Origin of the sequence: Photobacterium sp. Ph5 (assembly GCF_022129445.1) — a bacterium.
Lineage (GTDB): Bacteria > Pseudomonadota > Gammaproteobacteria > Enterobacterales > Vibrionaceae > Photobacterium.
Genome location: NZ_JADQAQ010000037.1, coordinates 24,944 through 48,620 on the forward strand (window position 1 = coordinate 24,944; position 23,677 = coordinate 48,620).

The following is a 23,677-nucleotide window of genomic DNA, read 5'->3' on the forward strand; positions in this document are numbered from 1 at the left end:
GTGATAGAGATCTTAATTAAAAAGAGTGAACATAAACTTATTTACTCTGGCGAATGCAGCAATAAATCAAACCGGCTGTTGCCGTGGAGAATATCGAGATCAGGCTCATCTGCAATTAAATCACGAATAGACGGACTGGCAATAATTGCACGCTCTAGATCTTCAATTGCTTGTTCTTCAATACCTAATCGAGAATATGCACAAGCACGTTGATAAAGTGCCGGTCCATTGGTGTCATCGACTTCCAACACTCGATTACATAAACTCAGTGCCCAATGGTATTCCTTAATTTCCATTGCTGCATCTGCTTTATAGGTTAAAGCTTCAAGATCCCCTGGACGAATAAGCAAAATCTCATCATAAACATCAATACGTTGTTCAGGTGTTTGGGAACTTTGCGCACGTAACCAAAGGTTATGAATTTCGTTAATTTTCTCAATTTCTTTGTTATTTTCACTAATAATGCGTGTTTTACGTTTTAAATCTCGTTCAAGCGCCAAGAACTTCTTCTCATATTCTTGGGCAATTTTCTCTAAACGTTTATCCGCCATTTCAGTGGTGTTACTTTTGAACTCGCGAAGAGACTGCCAGCCAACAAAAGCGATAAGAGATGCGACACCTGCAATAATGTAGAAAAAATAAGTGACGGTGACATTCGCATAATTTAATGACTTATCTGCAACTGATAATTCGCGATCGGTAATTTCAATGACCATTCGACGTTCAAGATCTTGCTGTGATTCACGCAAATCTTTCAATTCATCAAGAATATAACGTTCCATGAACGGCTTTTCTAACATGTCCGTTTCTGAGTATTTTTTTTCACTTGCCTGTACAGAAAAACAGAGAAGTAGAGATGCTAATAGCCCTATAAGCAAGCGCATAAGTATTCCTTTTACATAGGTAAACAGTACAACTTCTGAAACCATAGCAAATGGAAGGACTAAATAGCAAAAAGAGAGGGTAAATTGCTGAAAAATGGGTATATAAGCAGTTTAAAGTAATGAAATCGAATAATTAATCATCACTTTCTCATTCTGTAAGAATAAAAATCTCTATGACAGCTCATTGTTGTCATAGCGATGACATAATTATTTAGCGTAAATGACTCTCTCAGAGTTACCGACCACAATATAAACAAGCTGATTCGGTGCTAACTCAAACGGTTGTCTCGTAATCACTACCTTATTATTTTTATACTGAACATCCGCATGATCGCAGGCGCGATTTTCACAACTAAACAATAAATTGCCCTTAGTGAACGCTTTTAATGAAAAATCATCACGATTAAAACGTTTTTTACTCACTCTTACGACTATTTTGTCTTTCTCTGAGTTGGCCCGTATGCGTATATCATTAACTTTATACTTATAAGTCGCGGTATCAACCAACGGTGATTCAAAAACCAATTTGATTTTATCACCTTTATCAAGGCGCTTCTTCAGTGAAACTTTTACGATGGCACTTTCTTTATCTAAGCCGACATCAAATATATCACTTTGATTATTTTCAATTTTCCCTAAATAATCTCCGTTGATATACACTTTCACGCGGTGCTCTGGTTGCCATGTTCGGAAATAATCATAAGCAAACTGAATCTTGTTTTTTTGTGGACGGTAATGGATCGCAACATCTTGTCCAAATTCATATGCGGGCTGGCTAACTTGTAAATCGCTGTTATTCCACATTCCCGTTGATGGCTGTAAATACTCAGCATATCGATTTAAATCAATATTTGTTTCACCACTGACTGGTATTCCCCAATATCTAAAATATTCACGTAAGTCATACCCCGTTGCTAAACTCGCTTCACGAATAAAAACTTGTACCCGTTGATCTTCGCGAACATCAAACAAAAAGGGTAGATCACGATAACCATTACGCATAATAACACTCATACGCTGATAAAATCGTGGACCAAAAGTTAGATCAAGTTGCCAGAATAAACCTAACTTATCAAAGAGTTTAAGCTCTTGACCAAAATAGTCTTTTTCTGAGTTTGGTTTATCAAGATAAGGATAAATATTATTATTCCAATGATTAACGATATTACTTCCATGGCCTAGTGTTTGACGTATTTTTTGTGACGTGATGTTCGTTGTTACTTCTGTCATCCCTGGAAATTGTAAATAACGAGGCTGAAGTGTATGCCCATATTCGTGCCAAGGTCCCCATCCTCGTGTCCCATTTAGAAACTCAGTATCAACAACACGGTTGAATACATTATCTAATCCAGTCCCTAAATGATGAGTTGTCGCATACATACTGCCTACACCGTCATCACCCACATCGAGAAATAACAACTTATGGGACATAGGTTGGTGTAATGAAGCTAATTCAGGTGAAAAACCATAATGTTGTTGTCCCCATGTCACAATATTATCCCAACTTTGCATTAACTCCGTAGGATTAGTAATACCGTATTGCTTTAGTTTATTGATAGGCCCCGTAATGATCATCTTTTCAGTAATCAGATGCATATTTGGTGTAGTCGCATCATCGAGCATAGCCAGAAAATCACTATCAGTATGTTCACCTAACCGAAATATTGGCATTTCATTACCGCCTGTTATTGTTATTTCAACAACAGGATCCGTACTTCTTAGTTGATTATCGACATAAATCTCGCCATTGACTGCCGCTTTCACATAATAGTCTGTAACATAATTAGGTCTAACTCTTTGATCACAAAGCTTCATTGTCGACAATGTATTAATACAAATTTGAACATCATACTCATAATAGACTGGACTAAGACGAATATAATCACCTACTTCGACGTAAATTTTAGTGGGTATATAATGAGTAAGACCACGATTAGGACGTAATTTATCTTGCATACTGTCAAGTAATGTAGATTTACTTAATGCGGGGTCTACAGTGACAGTATCCACAACATTTTCATTAACATCGGGGTTAATAATAGGATGTATTGGTGGCTCTGATGAAAATGAGCTTGCAGAAACAAATAAGCCCATTACACACACCAAATATTTTGAAAATGCTGTCACCATATTCATTTGTTATCTCCACATAAAAGTGAAATCAGACTTTAAGTGTAGAAGATTTTGCAAAATGCATCTTAAATATGAGACAAATTATCATAAAAGAAACAAGCGATGGTTAACGATGTATCTACTAATCTTGGTCGTTGCCGTACGATCAAAGTCAATAGATACGATAATTGGACCATTGTGAGAAATAGCCGTTAATCGCAACAAATGTCGAAATAATCACTACCAATGGTCAAGCATAATGAATGGTTACTGGCCGCAATACTGCTGTTGTAGCACCTTGCATAAGAACTTATTATCCACCTTTCTTATTATTATAAATGCCTAATAATACATGTTTATATTTCACAATATATTAGCGTCATAAAATACAAATAAATGTTTATGCTTACCAGTGAATCAGCCTGACGTTTTTAGGGTTCGATTTCAACTCTATCGGATCTGGATACTGTTTGAATTACGTGATGTTTATTCTCATCAACTTTGAGCCATACCACTGTAATAAGAATAACAAACGCGATTAAATCACAAATTGCACTGATTAATCCTGATGTCATTAGAGAAACAGCTATTAACCCAATCGCAATCAACGCAGCAGTTATTCTTAGCTTTTTATCATTATTTTTATGTAACCATTTTTTCATCACTGACTCCTTTTATTCTCTTAATTGTAATGGAGTAAGTTAGGTTCAAAAATATCGATTCACTCTTTGATAGAGTAAAATATTATATGTCAGCATCTACCTGTTTTTATTGTGTATTTATAACGATACACTTATTCAACATCTAAATATCTAAATTTGATAAGTGCGCCATTATTCTCAAAACGCCCCATCTAAGTAGTGACCTACTTTACTTTTCTCTGTAATAAGCGATGATTTATATTCAATATGTTTAATATGGAAGTTATAATGTTAAAATCGTTTAGTTATATACTCATTCTTCTTGCAACCCTATTGACTACAGGTTGTGAATCAGTTCTAACTGCGGCAGAAACCGCACCTAAAATAAACACCGTTAATAAAGCACAACCTTTAACAATCGCTATTCTTGACCATCGCCCTTATGTTGTTAATAACGACAAATCCCCTGCTTTTGAAGGCTTAATCCGTAGCGCTTTTGGTATTCCATACAGCTATGACACAGTAACGAAAGAAGCAATGTCTAATTTCTTGGGCCAACGTCTCGCTCTTGGAATTAAGCGACATGGTGTAGATGTTGATCTTGTACAAACTCACCCAGCAATGACCGTTGATGCTTCACTAAAGGCGGTTAATAAAAAGGAAAATACGGGGCTATTATTTGTTCTTAAAGAATGGAAATACGACCTACACCCACTTGCTGATAACTCGTGGTACGATCTAGATGTTATGGTTATTGATAAAATTGGTAATAAAAAGCTCGTGAAAAACTTCAAAGGGGAAAATGATATTCCAGAAGAACTCAGTATATTTAATGATATGCAGATCATCTATAAACAACGTTTTGAACAAATATTCCAAGACCCTGACGTTCGTAACGCATTAAAATAATGAAAAGCCCTTCGACTATTTTAGTTAATTAGAGAGAAATCTAATTCATGAAGGGCTTTTATTACCACCTTACTATACTCAACACTTCGCAATAGGTAATTCATCAAGTCGAGTAGTCCAACGATTAGAACGATGCGCTTGCTTCATATGCCAGTTGGACGTTGCAATAACAGAGGCGGGTTTAATTCCATTCTTAAACTTCGCATTCATCATATCTGTGATTGCCATTAAATCTCGACGTTTAGCTTCATCATAGGCACTAGTATCAAACATATCTAATTGAAAGCTATTGTTTTCAGCTGACGTTAGTTCGTCTAATATCACACCAACTTTTTGATACTCATAGCCTTCTTTATAGAGCAGTTTAAGCTGCTGCAATGCCGATTCAATAAACTTATAGTTATCTTGGCTTGGACACATAAGTGCCACTGCGCTACTGCGGTTTCGCTGTGGGAGTTGCTTATAGCGATTAGTACGTAAGAACACACCAACAATATTTGCTTGGCTTCCTTGTTTTCGCAGTTTTTCTCCCGCTCGCTGGCAATGGAAAGCCAAAGCAGATTTTAACTCTTCAAACTCGGTAATGCCTTGCCCAAAACTTCGACTCGATAAAATTTGTTTTCGGGTTTCATCAATATCCCCAGGCGCAATACACGCGACGCCTTGCAATTCCATCACTGTACGTGCAAGAACAACATTCCATACTCGACGCATTTCTGGCGCACTCTTTTGGGATAGTTGTAAGGCATTATCAATTCCTAATGTACGTAATCGTGTTGCCGTTTTTGCTCCAATTCCCCAAATATTTTGAATATCTGTACGGGCTAATAACCATTCCCTTTTATGATCATTATCGATTTGAATAACACCACTCACCTGTCGTTCATACACTTTGGCTGCATGATTACCCAATTTAGCTAAGGTTGGTGTAGCACCAATCCCCACTCGAACAGGTAATCCAATATTTTTATAAATAGTATCTTTTATTTCGCGACCATAATCTTGTAATTTCTCTAACTTAAAACCATCTAAGCGAACAAAGGCCTCATCTATTGAATATTGTTCAACACACGGAGAAAATTTAGAGAGTTCTTCAATAAAACGACGACTCATATCGGCATATAGGTTGTAATTTGAACTACGTACTTGAACGCCATTCATACGAGCATCTCGTTGAATTTTAAACCATGGCGCACCACGTTGAATACCCAATGCTTTCGCTTGATCAGAAAGAGCAACACAGCAACCATCATTATTAGAAAGTACAACTAAGGGCTTATTCACTAAGGTGGGATCAAACAACTGTTCACAAGAACAATAGAAACTCTTGGCGTCCACTAATGCCCACACTTGATCGTGTTTACCTGTGATATTTTCAAACATTATCATTTCAAATACAGCATTAAAGTAAATTGTGAATATTACGGGTAACGACACCAAAAATTTCAGCATCTTGAGGTAAAGGAAACGATTTCATGGCTGGGTTTTCTGCTTTTAACCACCAAGTATCATTAATTCGTACTAAACGTTTACAGGTGAATTCATCATATATACGCGCAATAACAATTCGCCCTGGAATCACTTGTTCTGCTCGATCAACCACCAGCAAATCGCCATCAAAAATCCCAGCCCCAATCATGGACTCACCGGATGCACGTAAAAAGAAAGTAGCATTCGGATGGCGAATCAAATACTCATCCAGGTCTAAACTCTCTTGATGTCCATCAGCGGGAGATGGAAAACCACACGCCACTGATTCTATAAAATACGGATATGCTGTCATTAAGCAAACCAAATACCAACTGTACATTTATACAGTTTAATACGAATGGTACTGCAAGGTCACTTTTTTATTGCTTTGCTTTCATTGTAAAAATCCATTATCAATAAACCATATTAAAAACTAATAAATCACTGTTTTAATCGAATAAAAAAACATCAAAAAACGTTTTTTATACTATTTTAATGCGGTGAATATGCTTTTATTAGATACAATAGGAAAAATAAAATTTGGTACTGGATATTGACACCTATTACTAGGCTTCTCTCTATATAGTATCTACTTCTCAAAGATTATGGAGAAACGTATGACGTTGCTGACTCGTAAGGCAGCTATTCTTTTAGGCCTATTTGCTTTATCTGGCTGTGCATCTTCTGACAGCCCATGCGACTCAGGTTACCTTATGCCATCAAAAATTGATGGTGCTAATTTTCAATGTGAAAAACCAACTGATACTGTTGTTCCTGAAACAACAGTAACGCCGCCACCAGTAATTGATAGCGATTATATTAATAACGATAACGCGCATCTTGAAGATGAAACATCAATGACTAACGATCAAGCGTTTGGTGATATTTCTCCTTCTCGTTACACAGTACAAATCTTAGCGCTTAGTGAAGAGCGTAACTTACGTGGTTACCTACAGCCAATTACAGGTAATGAGCCAATTTGGGTTAACTGGAAGCGTGTAAACGGTCGTAACTGGTACGCTGTGATCTACGGTAACTTTGCAACGAAAGATGAAGCTCGCCAAGCAATTCAATACTTACCAGCTTCTGTTCAAGCACAAGGTCCATTCCCACTAAGCTTTGCTACTGTTAAAGCAGACAAAGAAGGTCAGGTATACCAACTTCGTTAATCATCCTTTGATTGCGCAATATAAAAACCAGCCTTGTGCTGGTTTTTTATTATCCTTTCCTTTTTAACAGATATAAAAAAACCAGAGTCAAACTCTGGCTTTCTCGTTATCATTAGTAAGAGTGCTTACTCGCCATCTTTACTTACATCAGTATTACGCTTTTTCTTTGGCATAAATACGTCATTACCCACCGCTTGGTTTTCGTAAAAACGCTTATCCACTTTTTTCTTAGCACGTGGCGCTTGTTTTTTCTGAGCTACCACTTTATCACCAGTCGGCTTCTTCTTAATAAACTTCTTCTTCGGCGCTGGTTTCAACCCTTTAAATTTACCTTCTAACCCTTCGATAGTCGTAAATTCAATCTTCTGCTTTAAGAATGCTTCAACATTTTTAAAGCTCTTCCAATCTTTAGGGCCTACCAGTGATACAGCATCACCTTTGTTACCTGCACGGCCTGTACGACCAACACGGTGAACATACTCTTCAGCATGTTTTGGCATATCGAAGTTAATAACCAGTGATACGTTATCAATATCTAAACCACGAGAAGCAATATCCGTTGTCACAAGGATCTTATGACACGTACGCTCAAACTGACTCATAATACTGTTTCGTTGGTTCTGGTTTAAGCTACCACTTAGTGCAACAGCTTTTAGCTTACGCTCATTTAATTCAGTCGTTAAACGATCGGTATCAGCACGTGTTGCCGTAAAGATGATAACTTGCTTGTAATCTTGTGTTTCTAAGATTTTATCCAGTAACGCTTGTTTATGATCTAGGTGATCACAAAGAATAAAGCGTTGAGTAATATCTTTATGCTCTTCTGCTGAGTGACCAATCGAAATACGTTTCGGGTTATCTAGCATTTCTGAAGCAATCTCAACCACATCCGAGTGATCCAAGGTTGCTGAAAACATCAATGTTTGACGACGACGGTGGTTAGCCGCTTCGTTGATACGACGAAGTTGTGCTTCAAAACCTAAATCAAGCATACGGTCTGCTTCATCAAGAATAAGCATTTCTAAGCCATCAAGGTGCGTACTACGGTGCTCTAGGTGATCGGCTAAACGGCCAGGCGTTGCAACAACAAACATAGGATCATTACGTAGTGCTTTAACTTGATCATTAAAGTTTTCACCACCGACAATCAAAGTAGCATCATACGGTGTACCTGCATTTAGCGTACGTAGTTGTGCAAATACTTGTTTTGCTAATTCACGTGTCGGTGTAAGGATAACAACACGGGGATCACGTCGTGTAAATGGCTTACTACGATACATACGTTGCATTGCAGGAAGCAAGAATGCCAATGTTTTACCGGAACCCGTTTTTGAAGAGGCTAAGATATCTTTGCCTGCGATAGCAACAGGAATTGCTGTTTGCTGAATTTCGGTTGCTCGATCAAACGCCAAATGATTAATTTTTTTCAATAGGCGCGGGTCTAATCCAAGATCTTTAAAATGCAAAATGATGCTCCGGTAAAAACAACTCTTTGGATAGAGTTTACAGTTAACTATGATGAATATCACAATAACGTGAAAAACATTAGCCGCGGATTATAACACAAGTTCTGATTAAGAAAGCATATTTAGCTTTTTCATTTTATTATAAAGCAAGCGATAAAACCAAATTGGAAAGAATTGAGCATTTAGTCTAATCTAGCGAGGTTTTATTCAATAAGGATATATGATGTCTGAAAATAAATTTCCGTTGTGGCTTGCTATCTCCTACTCACTTTTCTTTATCATTTTAGGGATAAACCCAGCATTTAGAGAAGTATGGATAGCTGAAGCTATTCCCCTTGTACTTATCTTTGGTCTACTTGTCGTCACTTACCGTCACTTCCAATTTAGTAATCTTGCTTATTGTTTAATGGCAGTATGGCTTGTATTGCATAATATCGGTGCCCATTATACCTTTGCTAATGTCCCCTTTGATTGGTTCAACGATTTAATTGGCTCTAGTCGTAACAACTTTGATCGCCTTGCCCACTTTTCAATTGGCTTTTATGCCTTTCCTATTGCTGAATATTTAGTGAGAAAAAATCATTGTAAGCCTCTTATTGCTGGTTTATTTGGTCTATTTGCAGTGATGGCTATTGCGGCTGGCTATGAGATCATTGAATGGTGGTATGCAGCAAGTGCTGGTGGTGAAGCTGGCATCGAGTTTTTAGGTTCTCAAGGCGATATTTGGGATGCACAAAAAGATATGCTCGCAGACACGCTAGGTGCCGTATTGAGTTTAACTTTATTCTTTATTTTCAAAACCTATAAGCAAACCAAAAATTAAAACATCTATACTCATATAAAAAAGGCGCTCATTTGAAATGAGCGCCTTTTATTTATTGGCAGTTCTGGTTGAACTCTAGTTATTCAGCGTCTGGATAACCATTTGGGTTAGTCGACTGCCAACGCCATGTATCTTGCGTCATATCATCCAAGGTTAATTTCGCCTCCCAATGCAACTCTGCTTTTGCTTTAGCTGGATCAGCCCAACATTCAGCAATATCACCAGGACGACGCGGTGCAATACGGTAAGCAACTTCAACACCTGACGCTTTTGAGAATGCATCAACCATTTGCAGAACACTGTTACCATTACCTGTACCTAGGTTATAAATGTGTAAACCCGCTTCTGAACCTTTGTGGTTAAGTGCTGCTAAGTGGCCATCAGCTAAGTCAACTACGTGAATATAATCACGAACGCCTGTACCATCGATAGTTGGGTAATCATTACCAAATACAGATAGGAACTCACGACGACCGACTGCAACTTGAGAAATAAATGGCATCAAGTTATTCGGAATACCTTGTGGATCTTCACCCATGGTGCCAGATTTATGTGAACCAACAGGATTAAAATAACGTAGCAAGGTAATACTCATTTCTGGATAAGCATGTTGAATATCAGCTAGACACTCTTCAACCATTAACTTACTGCGACCATAAGGATTCGTAGCACTGGTTGGAAAATCTTCTGTAATTGGCACAGAGGCAGGATCACCATAAACCGTTGCAGAAGAGCTAAAGATTAGCGCATTCACACCAGCAGCGCGCATGGCCTCAACAAGGACTAATGTTCCGTGAACATTATTATCATAATATTCTAGCGGCTTTTCTACTGACTCACCCACCGCTTTTAAACCTGCAAAGTGAATAACGGCATCAATTTCATTTTCAGCGAAAACACTATCTAAAAAAGCACGATCGCGTATATCACCTTGATAAAAAGCAGGTTTAACACCAGTTAGGTTTTCAATACGACCTAATACTGTTTCTTTACTGTTATACAAATTATCGACAATAATCGGTGTCATACCCGCATCAATCATTTGTACACAAGTATGGCTGCCAATATAGCCCATGCCACCAGTAACTAAAACACGCATAGTGTCTCCTAATCCTTAAAAATAGAGGCTATCACATTCATGCAACTTAATATTAAGTCGCCATATTAAATGGATAATCAATCAGTTGATGACGATTATCATGATTCATCACCACAGTTTCAAGTCAGTTGTGCTTAATATTGCTATCAAACACACTTAATCTTGGTTATTTATGTTTACAATTACGAACAATAACTTCGGTTTTAATGACTTGCGCCCCCATTATAAAACACCGTATTATTAAGTGGTACTATTTTAACTATAGAGTCACTATGAAACGTTTATTACCTATAACAATGATGGTATGCAGCCTGCTTCCTCTCCTTAATGGCTGCGAAGTCGTTCAATGGAAAACCGAACATGATCAAACCGTGCTCCATGATGATGGTTTTACGAAACACTCTCTTACATTAAAAGAAGGTGGAACACTGACTTACTGGGAAGGTGGACAAGGTGAGCCTTTATTATTATTGCATGGTTTTGGTGGCACTGCTGCTGCAACATGGAAAGCTGAAATGCTTGAATTAAGTAAGCATTACCATGTCATTGCTCCTGATTTACTATGGTTTGGTGAGTCACAAAGCCAAGCTGAAGCACGTTTAGCAACTCAAACCCAAGCGATATGGCAACTTGTTGATCACTTAAAACTAGAAAAAATCAATGTAGCAGGCATTTCATATGGCGGGTTTGTTACCTACGATATGATGACAAACCCTGAACGGATCAATAAAGCCATTATTATCGCTAGTCCTGGCCCACTTTTCAGCGATAACGACTTAGCCGATTTGGTTAAACGCGCCAATGTGAATACACCAGAAGCTTTATTTGTCCCAAATGACAGTAATGGTATTCGTCGTTTATATGACAATGTCTTTGTAAAGAAAAAACCAATGCCTGATTTTGTCGCAGAGCAAATCTATCAAGGTTACTTTTCGCAATGGAAACCGCAACGAACAAGCCTGATCCAAACTCTGCCATTAGATCGTGATCGTATTCAACAATTCGATCCGACTCATTTGCCAGAACTTATGCTTATTTGGGGTGAAAAAGATAAAATCTTTCCATTATCTAATGGCATCAAACTCAGCAAATATGCTCAAGCTCCAATCGTTGTTATCCCAAATACCGCACATGGCGTCACTAATGAGCAACCAGAACTCACCACTGAACTCATCAATAACTTTTTAAAACAATAATAAAATTTATCATTAATAAGAGGTGTAATCGCCTCTTATTCTTATCTATTAAGAATGCAATTAACATTTAAAAAAATAAACCGTTATTGTTCATCATCAAATGTTATTGATATAGCTCGTTACATTAATTTTCAAAAATAATTAGACATAAAGTGAAATACTGCTATTCTCGCGCCATGCACAACATGTTGCATTCTTTAATCCTGTGCGAAGGTGTTTCCAACTTATGACGACATTAATCAAAAGCAATCAACTCCACCCCACTAACCTTGCTTATATCGAACTTAGTGAAAAAACACTCAAGAAACAGCTCGCATTACTCTTCCCTTTTTCTGGTGCTATCTGTGCCGTTATTGCTTTTACCTATTTTGTCTCTAATGCAGAGTTTTATTTTACCTTTGTAGGTATCGTTGGCATGTTTCTTTGTTATAGCCTTGCCATCCTTAACCGATCTCTAATTTCAGCAAAGATCTTATTCTGGATATTCCTTATCGCAACAACCCTAGTCTGTACCAGTGGGTTTTATTTTGAGGGTGCGCGCCATATCAGCAACACTATTGGACTAACTATTCCTTTGTTATGCTTCTTTGCCTTACGAATCAAAACAGCAGCTTGGTATAGCACTATTTTTGGGTTTATTTATATCGTGCTAAGTATCTCTGAAATAGCCAATAAACACTTACAAATTTCATCAGCACTACAAAACATCAGTGCTTATTCAATTATTTTTGTAATGGCGTTTTTACTTTCGCGTCATCGTTATGATGCCATCATGCAGGTTAAGCGCACCACAACCCATGATTATTTAACAGGGCTTTTAAGTCGCGAAGGGTTTGTGCCAATTTACCTTAATGAATCTTCTCGTTGTCAACGTTATCGTCGTGATATATCAATGCTGCTGATTGATATCGATAACCTGCGAGACATAAACGATCGATATGGGCTGGATACGGGCGATAAAGCCATTATGATGTTAGCAAAATGCATGAAAAAAACCTGCGATGCCAACGTTAAAATTGCACGATTAAGTTGCCAAGAATTTTGTATTCTTTTACCTAATGCAGATATCCAAAAAGCGGAATTTATGGCGATCACATTACGTAATGAAGTCGCTAAATGGACATTAGAATTAGATTCAGGCCACAAAATAAGTATGACTATCAGTGTCGGTATTACAGCCGTCGAATATCAAGATTTCAGATATGACTATATAAAAGCCGAGAGTGCATTGATGCGTGCGAAACGTTGGGGATATAATCAAATAGCGACCAATGAATAAAGGTGCTAAAGCATGTCAAAAACACTTTTCCAATGGAAATGTTTTTCAGTTGAAGAACAAGAGCACGTATTGCCGAATAATAAACAAGTGACATTTACTTCAATTAAACATCCTGGAGCTGTGGTGATCATTCCCATCAATAGCCAAGGGCACCTTGTTTTAGTAAACCAATATCGTCCCGCAATTAAACAGTGGATTTTAGAATTTCCAGCTGGGACATTAGAAACACATGAAGATATTTTTCTATGTGCGAAAAGAGAACTCGCTGAAGAAACCAATTTAAAAGCAGACAGTTGGCAATCATTAGGCGAATTACTACCAGTACCTAGCTTTTGTGATGAGATCCAACACCTTTTCGTTGCGACAGATCTAGCCCCAACAATTGGTGAGCTTGATGATGATGAGATTATCGAAGTTGTTACCCTTTCAGTCGCTGAACTCGAGCAAAAAATCGTTAAAAATGAAGTCAAAGATAACAAAACCTTGTCTGCTTTTCTTAAAGCACGTTTGGCTGGGATTCTGTAAACCTCCTGCGCTGAACCTATATTTCAGCGCAGAGTACCGTCATATCTGAAAAATAACTACCCACACATATTGATCGTAGTTCTCACTGTAAAAGACTATAAAGAATACTTTATGGAGTGGTAGTTTATGTCTTTTCTTCTCGCATTATTATTTACCTTATCCTCTAACCTCGATAACTTTGTAATGGGTTTAACATATGGGGTTAAAAATGAAGATATTCCTCTTTCATCGAATATCATCATTTCCTTTATTACGACTTTTGTTACCTATTTATCCATGCTGTTTGGTCAACTGATCACCCACCTTGTTCCTCACAAATTCTCTAATGAATTAGGTTCACTCATTTTTATACTCATGGGAGCGTGGTTCATTGGTGCAGATTTACTTAAAAAACAACAAATAGCACAAGAGAAACGCCGTGATCTCAGTATAAAAGGTGCTGTTATCTTAGGTTTTTTACTTTCAATTAATAATATTGGGGTGGGTATTCTTGGTAGCATTACTCAACTTAATATCATGTTAGTGGTGACATTAACCTTCATTACTGGGGTTGGGCTAACTTATGCAGGTAATAATTTAGGCGATCATGTGATTGGTAAAATGATAGGTAAATATAACGATATTATTTCAGGCACTTTGCTGATTGGATTAGGTGTGCTGTCTCTACTTTTCACATTCTAGCAAACGAAAAAAGCCCAGCATGGGCTGGGCAAAGTAGTTTTCCTTAAATCTTCATAGAACAACGGAAGAAATAAGCAGAAACTACATCATAAGCAGTGGACGCTTAGACTGTTTTAGTATTGCAGTAAATCACTACAATTTATTTACAATACAGTTAATTAATAGCAATCACATCAGCATTTAAAATTCCACTTCCCAACGCTGTAATGGTTTTTTCGCATCAATCCCACTGCGGCCCCAACGATCAAGGCTATCAATAACAATTACTTTAGTATCCGCAGAAATCAATGCTTTCATATTTTTACTTAACGCTTTAGTTGTCAGAATGGTTAATGAAGGATCTTCTTTTAGTAATGCGTTTAATTGCGTTTTATCTACCTCTGTCCATTCCAACTCAGGCTTGATCAAACGATCTACAACAAATAACTGATTACCGGATGCAAAATCTTCTAACTCAGCAGACAGTAAAACGACAGAATCCACATCCGCTTGCATAAGGGTGGCTTGCTGACGATTAATCAATTGACGAACATCAATCATTAGTGCTTGTTGATTCTTTTCTATTTGTTGAGCTTTCTCAGGCCATAAACGCTGGAGATCATCACTGACTATTGCAGCCATACGAGTTAAGTTCGTTGGGTTTAACCATGCATATAACGATGTAGTACCATCAGGTAAACGTAATGCAGCGACGCCTTGTGCGCGTGGTGAAATCGCTTGTGATGCATCAATCTCAACAATATTTATATTACCTTCACGCGCATAAACAAATAGCGGATCATTAGGCCAAATAGCGCCTAACGTAATAACTGCTTTTGCTGTTTTACTTGCGTTTGAAGCAACCTCTTGCCCTTTAGTTGAAAACCAATTAGGTAATCGCGTTACACCGTAGCGTTTAGGTGGTAAATATTCAGTCGTGATCCCTGTCTCTTTAGTCAACTCTGTCGCTAACATATAAGTCACAGGGGTTGCTGTTAAAATATCTTTTGCGTAAGCAATACTTGTTGGCAGTAAAACGGCAGCGCTTAAACAGGCACCGAATAAAACAGTTTTGGTTTTACGCATGGATGTAGAGAATTTATTCAATAAAAACATGTGATTTCCTGATTAACTTTTGCGAATAATGCGATAAATCGTTGCTGATAAGAAAAAAATGGCTGATACGATAATGATCGCAGCACCTGATGGCACAGGCAGCTTTAATTCCATTGGTAATACCGTGCCAATAACACAACTTATCGTAGCTAACAGTGCTGACAATAGAACAAAGCTACCCATATTTTTGGTTAACAAACGTGCAGTTGCGCCAGGAATCAACAACAACGCACCAACCAACACTGCACCAACAATTTTCACAGATGCTATCGTGACAAGTGTTATCATCATCACAAATAGGTAATCGTAAAAATTGGTTTTATAACCGCGAACTCGGGCAATATCAGGGCTAATACACGTTAATAAAATACGGTTAAATGTCGGTATTAATAACAGCACAATTAGGGCACAACTGAACGCAAGCACAATCAAATCTTGATCTGTTACCGTTAAAATTGAACCAAACAAGACGTTTTCTAACATATGGATATTGATCTTACGCGCCACATACATCAACAATGCCGCACCAACGGCTAATGCTAATGCAAGAAAAACACCGACTAATGTGTCATAAGGTACATTGGTTCGATTTCGCACGAAATGCAGCAATAAAGCAAAGATCATACAGAAACTAAATAAACCAATGAATGGATTTTCTGGCGGCTCTCCTAACAATACACCCAACGCAATACCCGTTAGAGCGGCGTGACCGACTGCTTCAGAAAAGAACGCTAAGCGTTTAGCAATCACTAAGGTACCTAAACCACCTAAAAGAGGCCCAAGCAACAGTGCCGCTACAATCGCGTTAACCATAAAAGCATAAGAGAAACTGTCACTTAACCAACCAGCATCAACCCCCAGTTGCGCCCAATGTCTTAATAATTCCATTACGCCACCTCTGATTGATTAGACGTAGATACTGCTGGCTGTGAATAATGATTAAACAAACGTTCAATCTTCTCCGGTACCAATACTTGACTATGATCACCGCTATCAACTAACACACGATTAACCACATGAACTTGTGCCTCTAAACGTCGAACAGCTGTCACATCATGATGAACCGCTAAGACAGTTTTACCTTGATTAACAAATTCATTGATAAGCGATTCTAAATACCGCACACCCTGCTCATCCATACCTGTCGTTGGCTCATCAAGTACCAGCAAATCGGGATTATCTAATAGTGCTTGAGCAAACAATACGCGCTGCTGTTCACCACCAGATAATTGTCCCATACGGCGATCTGCTCGATTCGCCATACCGACACGATCAAGTTGCGTTAATGCGATTTGTTTATCTTTCTGGCGTTGGCGCCAAAACAAAGGTGAACGTGTTTGATTTAATAAAATAAAATCCATCACTGTTAACGGCAAACTTTGTTCGAACATTGCTTTTTGTGGCACATAACCAATCGTACCGGCTTTACCGTTATTAACTGATTCATCCCATAAAATATCAATCTGACCACGAAACGGCGTTAAGCCTAAAATAGAACGTAACAATGATGTTTTACCGCCACCATTAGGGCCCATCACTACATGGCATTGCCCACCGTCAAATTGATGAGTGATATCAGATAAAATCTGATTCGCACCATATTGCAGATTAACGTTATTTAATTGAATGCTCGGGCCGATAATCATGCTTGATCCTTCTTGGCAGCAAACTTGATTGCTTCGACTAGTGTGGCCAGATTTTCTTGCATCTCGATTTCTACTTTCTTGGCATCGTACTCACCGTGTGTCATGTGAGAAAAGCGGTATAATTGAACGCCTGTTGCTTTCTCAATTGTATCAACATAACGGTTAGGCATATTCAGTTCATAAAACAAAACATCAATGCCTGATTGCTTAATTTTCTCAATTGTTTCTTGTAATTGGCTTGCACTTGGTTCAACACCATGAGCAGGTTCAATCACCGCTGCAACATCAACACCAAACTCTTGCAATAAGTAACCATAAGCATTGTGCGTAGTCGCGACTTTCATTCCCGCGGTATCTAAATCACCCAGAGTCAACATGGCATCCCGCTTCATTAAACGAAATTGTTTAGCATAATTACGGGCGTTTTTTCGGTATTCGGCGGCGTTGTCAGGATCAATTTTCGCTAACTCATTGGCAATGGTATAAACCTTCTGAATCGTGGTTGATAATCCAACAAACGTATGTGGGTTCACTGCACCATTACCAACTGACTGCCCCATTGCTGGCAATAGCGGCACATCGTTATTAGCTTCAATGACAATCAAATCATCACGATCAGCAGCTTGAATAACTTTTAATGCAAAATCATCATGACCAATACCATTAACCACGATGATATCCATCTCTTTTAGACGCTTCAGATCATTAGGTTGAGGTAAATAGTTATGAGGGTTAAAACCGGCATCAACCAACGGTAAAATCTCAGCTTTATCACCAACAACCGCTTTTACATAACTGTAATAGGGCTGCAAAGTAATACCAATGGTCTTTTTATCAGCAGCAAAGCTATTCATACTCACAAGCAATGCTATAGCAGTAAGGCTAGATTTAATTAATTTATTCATTGTTATCTAAATCTCAGTACAGTGAAGATTAACGGCAATAAAACCAAAGCGCCGTTATTAATGATTGTGGGGTTCGTTATTCTTAGGCGAATCGTTAAACACAATTTGCGTCCAACCATTACTGATTAACTGTGTTTCATCAAAATCATGTAATGTATTAGCATCGAGTAATACCACATCGTTATTCATGGCAAGCCAAATATCAGGAGATGCTGAAACGCTATTTAACACTACCGACATCGCGCCTTTTTCATCAGTTTTAACGCCTTGATAGATAGCACCTGTGATCAATGCCCATTGATGACGACCTTTTCGCTCCCAGCTTTTATCTGTCACAAAAGGAGCAATCCAAAACTCTTGAAGTTCTGATATTTTCGGCCATTGACCAACAGCATCACTTAACTGGCTATCTTGAAATAAATTACGAATTTCTTCATGAGCTAACCGTAATTCAGCAACCATAGCGATCTCTTCGGCGGCTAAATCAGTAATCGCAATTTGGTGCGAAAGCAGTATCGATTGTGGTTGTGTAGTTTGGTGATAAGGAAGCAAGACAAAAGACACCAACAAGATTAATCCAATACATAATACAACCCACTTACCTTCTCGGTCTCCATTATCAGAGCGAACAGATTGACGGATCATTTCTCTTTTATCTCAACAACATCAACTTCAACAGGATTCTCATGTCCGGCATCAAAAACCAAATAAAAGTCAGTATCTGGCTTGGTGAACTCAGCAATTGATCGCTTATCCGTCACAGCTTTAGCAATTAAATTGTCGTCGTAATCAAACATATCAACGTTATATTCTACCGCCGTACTACCATCACTATAACCAGCTTCACACAACACTTTATCGGCTTCAAACCAGCAACTCATTAATGGGAAATGAGCAAAAGCCGCAGTTGAAAATGTCCCCATACAAAATAAAGATGCTGTAATAATAGATGATTTAATTGTCATAAAAACCTCTAACAAGCCCAAAGACAGGCTTAAAGAATGCATATATTTAGGCGTGATGAGTTCACGCCTAAGCCAGTAATAGATTATTGAAGTAAGGTTTCAAATGTCAGGTGGACATTGACGTTAGCACGGTCATACATAGGATCGTTTTCAACCATACCTTTGTAGTTCGACTTCATTAGGTAACGACCTGCCACTTCTGGAGTAAAAGTGATCTTACCGTCTTTATCACTCACTACATCAATTTGCTCTTGATGGTTACGGTACAATGTTCCTTCACGAGTAATGTCTGCAGTAACACCAGCTTGCGGTTTACCATTAAAGAAAAACTGGAATGTAACTGGCTCACCTTCAACAATATCTGACGGGTGTGTAACAGGCACCATTTCCAGATATTTACCTGTTAATTCCATTGCTTTATTTGATGGTTTACCCACTGTTACATAGCTTTCAGCACGGGTATAACTCACCTGAGTGACAACGTCACGTGATTTTTCAGGCAATATTGTCATACGATCTGCTTTATTCGCTTCCATACGTTTTTCAGTATCGCGACGTCCTGCTTTATAAAAGGTGTAATATTTAGGTGTTTGATTAATTTGGATTTTGTGTGTACCTTCTTCTTCAAAGAAGAAATCAAAAATCGCACGACGTTTACCACGAATCGTGAAATTAGGGTAAGTAATACGACCATCAGGCATAACAACTTGTGTGGTTTCAATACTTGCGGGCTTGTCAAAAACAAACGTACCGTGTGACGCTGTCACATCAAACGATAACCAATCACCGCCCTCTTTTGAAACGGTAAAATGTGAAGGTAATACCCAACGAGGGTGAGCTTGAGCAACAGATGCCACACCTAAACCTGCTGTTACTAGGCATGCCAAAGATAGCGCTTTAAATTTATTATTCATGATGACAATTCACTTAGAGTTTGTAGTTAATCTTGATCGTGCCAGTTTCTTCTGTTGGTGCTAAAACATAGCTAACCGCACTTTCACTGAGTGTTAATTTCTGACGTAAATAGTTACGTCCACCGTGTTCACGTACCACTTCAACATAAAAGGTATAATCCCCTTGCTCTACACGATTTCCTTTATCGTCTAAGCCATCCCATGAAAAACGGTACTCACCTACCGGACGTGTTGCAGAAGTAACAGCATCAACCAGTTCACGATCATATCGACCGACTTTGCGCCACCAGCTACGTAAATCTTTCAGCCATTCGTCTTTACCTACCCAAAGCTGCATCGTTTTTACCGGTTTACGTTCACTGTTTTCAATCCACACTGCCACATAAGGACGGGCATACGTTGAGGTTTCAATTTTAGGTAAACTCAACTCAACATCTAACTGGGCAGTTTCTGGCAAAGGTGCAGCCCATACCATTGATAACGGTGCCAGCAGTATCGTTGCCAGTACGGTCTTTTTTAATTTATTTTTAATGGTCATCATCAACCTGTTAAATATTAAGGAACAAATACAACATAAATAATGGCTGTTATAACTGAGCCAAAACTCATCCACTTCATTGATGCATTAAGCGTTTTCTTTTTCGGTAGTAGCAAACACACACCCGTTAACACAAAACAGATCATTAACGCAGCTGTAATATCAATAAACCACTTCCAAACCTCGCCACTATTACGACCTTTATGAAGATCGTTAAGTAGCGCAATAACACCATAATTCGTAATTTCAATATTCGCTTGTGCGGTTGTCATATCGATAAAGACAACTGCGTTATAACCAGGGCCTTTGTAATCTAACGAGATCTCACCTTCGACTAGTTCATCCCCCTCAAGATCGGTAAAGATCTCAATACCTGACGCAGTACCACGTACATCAGTATGTTTAGATAGATAACTGATCAAAGCAGATTTGTTCGGTATAAACGGACCTTGTTCAGACGAAAGCAGTGAAGTAGGTATGGTAATTTGTTGTTCTGTCACACTTGGTGTATCAGACACAAACACTTCAGGACGGTTTAATGTAATGCCTGTGATGGCAAAAAATAAAACAATCAATAACAACGCCATTGAAATGTAAATATGAAGACGACGCGCCCACAATTGGACATTTTTTTGCTTTAACACCATAGTCAAAAACTAGCTACCTACTTAGAATGGCAGTAATTTAATTGATAATCGTTCTTATTGGCATTCAATTTACATTGTTTACGTTAGTAAATAGAGAGCATTGCAAAGGGAGCAATAACAGGCAGGAGAAAAAATATAACCGCATGAATAAAAACAAAAAAGCCAATTAAACAAATGTTCAACTGGCTTTCACTGAAAATTCTTTACGGTTTACAATCAGAACATATTTATGTGGTTAAATCCCACAGCGATTATGAATATCCATATCCGGATCATAAATAGAAGTACAAACATCCATAATACCTAGCACTAAGCAACTTCATTTTCTTCCTAAACTATCCTTGTGTAATGTTGTAACAACTTTTTCAAGGCACTTACATTACAACCATTCACAAACATGTTACCAACGATACTCATCTGATTTCTATGGTTCAATGCGTAACAGGCTGTTATAACAATATAATCTCTGTTCTCGTTACGACTTACCATGATCTGAGATAAAAAAAAGAGTGAGTTAAATATGAACGTAAACGCTAATTGGATAAAGATATTTAACTTTTTTTATATGATTTATTTTTACCAAATAGCATTTCATGAAGTAACTTTAATGCTCGATATAATCGCATTTTACAAGCACTAATTGTTATACACAAAACATCACTGATTTCTAATAATGTTAGATCTTGATAAAATCGTAAATCAATAATCTCTTGTTCGTTATAAGATAGTTCATCTAATAAGATATCCATATCAATTTTATCATCAATATTCACTTGATTATAATCACTGATAGGCTCAATATTATTTATAGAAACGTTTTTTTTATAATATTTATTTTTTTTTGCTAAGTGTGAATAACAAACATTATCCGCAATAGTATAAATCCACGTTCTAAAAACACCTTGATGACAATATTTTGGTAATGCTTGATAAATTCTCAATAAAACATCCTGAACAACATCATCAAGACTGTCACTATCATTTATTCTATACATACACCTTGAATATAAAGATGACCAATAAGGCTTCATTAGCAATGAAAATATTTCATTTCTTTTTAAGGTGTTATTTTTAAAAATATAAACCAAATCACTTTCATTTAAAAAACCATTATTTAATACATTCATTATCATATCCGTATAGTGATTTTATATTATTCCAATGACAAAAAAATCATGTTACTTACAATACATATTTACTATAAGCAAAAAAAAACACAGACTTGTCTTATAAAAAAGAAAGCCTGTGTTTTAACATTTAGAAATTAACTTATTACTTCAAACGGTACGTTAAACCAAAGTGGAAGGTTGTATCGACATCATCATTTCGATTAGTGTTTGTTGTTCCATCATAATCAATATTATCTTCAGTTTTAGACAAGCCGCCAGTTACGGATAAACTAATAGAATTAGAAACATAGTAACGGAATGTTGAACGTAAACTATTGGTCATTAAATCTTCTGATTTATCACTTGCAGCATAAGTGAGTAACCATGCGTTTTCCCAATCAATATTGTCACGAAGTTCATAAGTTAAAGACATGGTATTGGTTGCGTTAAAACCATTATCACCATCATCAAGCACTGCGGTTAAAATCGCTTCATTTGAAAATTGCGTTTGGTTATTGATTGGGTAATGATATTCAGCCCCAACTTCAAGCGCAGGTTTGGTATCAGAGCCATCATAATTAGTCAGTACTGCGCCAACCCCCGCTCTGACTAACCACCCGTATTTACGAGTAGAAATGCGTTCATTCACCAATACATCGTAAGATTTAATAGCACCTCGTGCGCCTAGTTTATCACCTAATGCTTTACCGATATCTTCTACCCAATACTCAGCATAATCAGCAGAGCCATAACGACTACGGTATGCTGGCTCTTTTGCTATGACTTGAGCCACATTTTGATAAGTTTCGCGACTAATATTACCTCTTAATAAACCCCGCTCTTGAAGAGATTGAACAACACGAATCGCTTTTGCCATTGGGGTTGCATTGACCACTCGTCCATAACCTAAACCAACTGTTAACTTAGTAAAGGGATCTTCCATATCAGTTTGTGCGCCGACCTCTGCTTTACCATACCAAAAGAAATCATTTTCCTTCGGGCTAAAGTACATGTCATTTGTAAGTGAAGCTAAAGCTTGGTAATTTTCTTTACGTTCATCATTATCATTCGGACCTTGACTGATGGTTGTATCACCGACAAAGTCAATTCGCGTATTTCGATCTGCTGATGAAAATACACGATCATAATTTGCACTTACAACAGCGTTATAACTGGCCTGATCCTGATTACCATCGCGTAAATCAAATTGCGCATCTAAGTATGCATCTTCATACGCTGATGTCGCTTCATCATAATCAAACATGCTAATTGGTTCAGCAAAAGTGACTGAAGATAACAGCATACCAACCGCAGCAGAGACTGCAGTGATTGTTGATTTCATGATACTACTCCTTTAATTGTTACTTTGTTTTTATTTATATTCAGTCCGTGGCTATGCCCGACTGTATTTACACAAACTCAGCAACAACTAAAAAAGTCACAATAAATTTTATTGCTTTTCAGCATTCTCAAAGTTAAGAAATAATCTTGGAAGAAATATATAGCGTCAGAATAAAATAACGTAATTAATTTTTATAATAGAGGTTGTATTGTAGTGGTACATTAAATTTGGCCACCTACTCAGAGGTGATATCATCACCTCT

Annotated in this window: 25 protein-coding genes and 1 pseudogene; 7 read left to right on the forward strand and 19 right to left on the reverse strand. The window is 37.7% G+C overall.

The features are described 5' to 3' along the window. Window positions 1–41 precede the first annotated feature (41 nt). The 4 genes and pseudogenes from I3259_RS14250 to I3259_RS14265 all read right to left on the reverse strand — a co-directional run bounded on the left by I3259_RS14250 (window position 42) and on the right by I3259_RS14265 (window position 3,658). A complete protein-coding gene (locus I3259_RS14250) occupies window positions 42–884 on the reverse strand; it encodes a hypothetical protein (protein WP_238030219.1) in 843 nt (280 codons plus the stop codon). Window positions 885–1,091: 207 nt separating this feature from the next. Then, window positions 1,092–3,020, reverse strand: coding sequence for a M60 family metallopeptidase (locus I3259_RS14255; RefSeq protein ID WP_238030220.1), 1,929 nt, complete (start codon window positions 3,018–3,020; stop codon window positions 1,092–1,094). 81 nt (window positions 3,021–3,101) lie between these two features. Next, window positions 3,102–3,297, reverse strand: a pseudogene (locus tag I3259_RS14260) (C4-dicarboxylate ABC transporter); the annotation flags it as partial. A 130-nt stretch (window positions 3,298–3,427) separates the two neighbouring features. Continuing rightward, window positions 3,428–3,658, reverse strand: a complete 231-nt coding sequence (locus I3259_RS14265) for a hypothetical protein (protein WP_238030221.1) — start codon at window positions 3,656–3,658, stop codon at window positions 3,428–3,430. 267 nt (window positions 3,659–3,925) lie between these two features. Here I3259_RS14265 and I3259_RS14270 point away from each other — a divergent pair, with 267 nt between their 5' ends. Continuing rightward, on the forward strand, window positions 3,926–4,546 hold the full coding sequence (locus I3259_RS14270) for a hypothetical protein (protein ID WP_238030222.1): 621 nt from the start codon (window positions 3,926–3,928) through the stop codon (window positions 4,544–4,546). Window positions 4,547–4,624: 78 nt separating this feature from the next. Here the strand turns inward: I3259_RS14270 and I3259_RS14275 are convergent, their stop codons facing one another. Then, on the reverse strand, window positions 4,625–5,935 hold the full coding sequence (locus tag I3259_RS14275) for a Y-family DNA polymerase (protein ID WP_238030223.1): 1,311 nt from the start codon (window positions 5,933–5,935) through the stop codon (window positions 4,625–4,627). Window positions 5,936–5,948: 13 nt separating this feature from the next. After that, complete coding sequence (locus I3259_RS14280; protein ID WP_238030224.1) at window positions 5,949–6,329, reverse strand: LexA family transcriptional regulator; 381 nt, start codon at window positions 6,327–6,329, stop codon at window positions 5,949–5,951. 304 nt (window positions 6,330–6,633) lie between these two features. On the opposite strand from I3259_RS14280, the gene I3259_RS14285 reads away from it, so the two are divergent. After that, on the forward strand, window positions 6,634–7,185 hold the full coding sequence (locus tag I3259_RS14285) for an SPOR domain-containing protein (protein ID WP_238030225.1): 552 nt from the start codon (window positions 6,634–6,636) through the stop codon (window positions 7,183–7,185). Between the two features lie 125 nt (window positions 7,186–7,310). On the opposite strand, the gene I3259_RS14290 is transcribed toward I3259_RS14285, so the two are convergent. Further along, on the reverse strand, window positions 7,311–8,651 hold the full coding sequence (locus I3259_RS14290) for a DEAD/DEAH box helicase (protein WP_238030226.1): 1,341 nt from the start codon (window positions 8,649–8,651) through the stop codon (window positions 7,311–7,313). A 223-nt stretch (window positions 8,652–8,874) separates the two neighbouring features. Between I3259_RS14290 and I3259_RS14295 the strand changes: the two genes are divergently transcribed. After that, window positions 8,875–9,474 (forward strand): DUF2238 domain-containing protein, encoded by a 600-nt coding sequence (locus tag I3259_RS14295; protein ID WP_238030227.1) that lies wholly within the window; start codon window positions 8,875–8,877, stop codon window positions 9,472–9,474. 79 nt (window positions 9,475–9,553) lie between these two features. Here the strand turns inward: I3259_RS14295 and galE are convergent, their stop codons facing one another. Next, complete coding sequence (gene galE / locus I3259_RS14300; RefSeq protein ID WP_238030228.1) at window positions 9,554–10,573, reverse strand: UDP-glucose 4-epimerase GalE; 1,020 nt, start codon at window positions 10,571–10,573, stop codon at window positions 9,554–9,556. 272 nt (window positions 10,574–10,845) lie between these two features. Here galE and I3259_RS14305 point away from each other — a divergent pair, with 272 nt between their 5' ends. From I3259_RS14305 to I3259_RS14320, 4 genes are all read left to right on the forward strand, one after another. Next, the gene (locus I3259_RS14305) at window positions 10,846–11,769 is read left to right on the forward strand and encodes an alpha/beta hydrolase (protein WP_238030229.1); all 924 of its coding nucleotides are present in this window, start codon (window positions 10,846–10,848) and stop codon (window positions 11,767–11,769) included. Between the two features lie 226 nt (window positions 11,770–11,995). Beyond that, a complete protein-coding gene (locus tag I3259_RS14310) occupies window positions 11,996–13,048 on the forward strand; it encodes a GGDEF domain-containing protein (protein WP_238030230.1) in 1,053 nt (350 codons plus the stop codon). Window positions 13,049–13,060: 12 nt separating this feature from the next. Continuing rightward, on the forward strand, window positions 13,061–13,573 hold the full coding sequence (locus I3259_RS14315) for an NUDIX hydrolase (protein WP_238030231.1): 513 nt from the start codon (window positions 13,061–13,063) through the stop codon (window positions 13,571–13,573). A 126-nt stretch (window positions 13,574–13,699) separates the two neighbouring features. Beyond that, window positions 13,700–14,254 (forward strand): manganese efflux pump, encoded by a 555-nt coding sequence (locus I3259_RS14320; protein WP_238030232.1) that lies wholly within the window; start codon window positions 13,700–13,702, stop codon window positions 14,252–14,254. A gap of 180 nt (window positions 14,255–14,434) precedes the next feature. Here I3259_RS14320 and I3259_RS14325 read toward each other — a convergent pair whose 3' ends face one another. From I3259_RS14325 to I3259_RS14375, 11 genes are all read right to left on the reverse strand, one after another. Next, a complete protein-coding gene (locus I3259_RS14325) occupies window positions 14,435–15,349 on the reverse strand; it encodes a zinc ABC transporter substrate-binding protein (protein ID WP_238030233.1) in 915 nt (304 codons plus the stop codon). Window positions 15,350–15,361: 12 nt separating this feature from the next. Next, window positions 15,362–16,237, reverse strand: coding sequence for a metal ABC transporter permease (locus tag I3259_RS14330; RefSeq protein WP_238030234.1), 876 nt, complete (start codon window positions 16,235–16,237; stop codon window positions 15,362–15,364). Beyond that, entirely contained in the window at window positions 16,237–16,992 is a 756-nt protein-coding gene (locus tag I3259_RS14335) for a metal ABC transporter ATP-binding protein (RefSeq protein WP_238030242.1), read from the reverse strand. The genes I3259_RS14330 and I3259_RS14335 overlap by 1 nt, the downstream gene beginning before the upstream one ends. Then, the gene (locus tag I3259_RS14340) at window positions 16,992–17,900 is read right to left on the reverse strand and encodes a zinc ABC transporter substrate-binding protein (RefSeq protein WP_238030235.1); all 909 of its coding nucleotides are present in this window, start codon (window positions 17,898–17,900) and stop codon (window positions 16,992–16,994) included. The genes I3259_RS14335 and I3259_RS14340 overlap by 1 nt, the downstream gene beginning before the upstream one ends. 57 nt (window positions 17,901–17,957) lie before the next feature. Continuing rightward, window positions 17,958–18,545 (reverse strand): hypothetical protein, encoded by a 588-nt coding sequence (locus I3259_RS14345; RefSeq protein WP_238030236.1) that lies wholly within the window; start codon window positions 18,543–18,545, stop codon window positions 17,958–17,960. After that, window positions 18,542–18,823 (reverse strand): hypothetical protein, encoded by a 282-nt coding sequence (locus I3259_RS14350; protein WP_238030243.1) that lies wholly within the window; start codon window positions 18,821–18,823, stop codon window positions 18,542–18,544. Before I3259_RS14350 ends, I3259_RS14345 begins: the two co-directional genes overlap by 4 nt. A gap of 125 nt (window positions 18,824–18,948) precedes the next feature. Next, on the reverse strand, window positions 18,949–19,779 hold the full coding sequence (locus I3259_RS14355) for a DUF4198 domain-containing protein (RefSeq protein ID WP_238030237.1): 831 nt from the start codon (window positions 19,777–19,779) through the stop codon (window positions 18,949–18,951). 13 nt (window positions 19,780–19,792) lie between these two features. Then, window positions 19,793–20,317 carry a DUF2271 domain-containing protein gene (locus I3259_RS14360; protein WP_238030238.1) on the reverse strand — a complete coding sequence of 175 codons (525 nt, stop codon included), beginning with the start codon at window positions 20,315–20,317 and terminating at the stop codon, window positions 19,793–19,795. 17 nt (window positions 20,318–20,334) lie between these two features. Beyond that, complete coding sequence (locus I3259_RS14365; RefSeq protein ID WP_238030239.1) at window positions 20,335–20,964, reverse strand: PepSY-associated TM helix domain-containing protein; 630 nt, start codon at window positions 20,962–20,964, stop codon at window positions 20,335–20,337. Window positions 20,965–21,515: 551 nt separating this feature from the next. Then, window positions 21,516–22,091, reverse strand: a complete 576-nt coding sequence (locus I3259_RS14370) for a sigma-70 family RNA polymerase sigma factor (RefSeq protein ID WP_238030240.1) — start codon at window positions 22,089–22,091, stop codon at window positions 21,516–21,518. A gap of 145 nt (window positions 22,092–22,236) precedes the next feature. Next, complete coding sequence (locus I3259_RS14375; RefSeq protein WP_238030241.1) at window positions 22,237–23,415, reverse strand: DUF481 domain-containing protein; 1,179 nt, start codon at window positions 23,413–23,415, stop codon at window positions 22,237–22,239. Between the last annotated feature and the right edge of the window lie 262 nt (window positions 23,416–23,677).